The organism is Gordonia sp. ABSL11-1 (genome assembly GCF_030315685.1).
Taxonomy (GTDB): Bacteria; Actinomycetota; Actinomycetes; order Mycobacteriales; family Mycobacteriaceae; genus Gordonia.
In genome coordinates this window covers 1-827 of record NZ_JASXSI010000092.1, presented here as the reverse complement: position 1 = coordinate 827, position 827 = coordinate 1, and the positions used below count along the sequence as shown (strand labels likewise).

1 protein-coding gene is annotated in these 827 nt (G+C 62.2%); it reads left to right on the top strand.

All coding sequences use genetic code 11. The annotated features are described in order from the left end of the window. Positions 1-149: 149 nt before the first annotated feature. Positions 150-827: hypothetical protein (locus QSJ19_RS26590; RefSeq protein WP_286324059.1), on the top strand; the 678-nt coding region annotated here is incomplete at its 3' end.

Genomic DNA, 827 nt, shown 5'->3' with positions numbered 1-827 from the left:
CTTGGTGGCCGGGGCCTGGGCGGGAGCCGAAGCCGGCGCGGCGTTCGGGACCGCGTTCGGTCCGGGCGTAGGTACGGGGATCGGGTTGCGGTCGGTGCGGGCGTCGGTCTAGCGGCATCCTGGGGAACATCGAAGGGCATCGATTCGCTATGGCGCTGAACAACTCTGAGGGTTCGCTAACGATGACGTGGGCGAGATATAGTTCGTTCGCTTACCGGCCGAACTATTACAGGCTCGCATTCGTTTTCGCCATCGGGCTGGCCGGAGGAGCGTTGAGTATTGCGGTCGCTATCCCAGTGATGGCGATCGTCTGCGCTGCGATCGCGTTGATTCCTGTGGTACTGGTCATTCCCCAGCGTCGACGGGTCGAATTGGCTCCGAACTATGTGGTCGTGCGTCGGCAGCCGCTAATGCGGAACGCTGCGCTCTGGTTGTCGGCCATCTGCGGTGTCGCAGCTGCGGCCACCGTTGTTGCGATGGCGACGGGCTCGGCCCAGGATTGGCGGCTGGTGATCTCGGCGGTAGCGTTTGGGTGCGTCGCTCCAATTCTTGGATTCGCAAGTTACCGAGATCGTGGACCGCTGACGCTGTCGTCGACAGGCATCACATTTGGCAATGGGGCGCGGTATACCTTCGGCGACGACACAATCGAGCACCACGACCTCAGCAATAAGGTCCCGGCAGTGATCTGCGTGTCCGCGCGGGATGGGGTGACGAGGTCCACTCGACTGTTGGCGAGGCCTTACGACCTCGACTTCAACACACTCATGTCCACCATTGAACAGTTGCAGACGTGGCATCGTGACGGACGAACTGCGAGCCCAGCC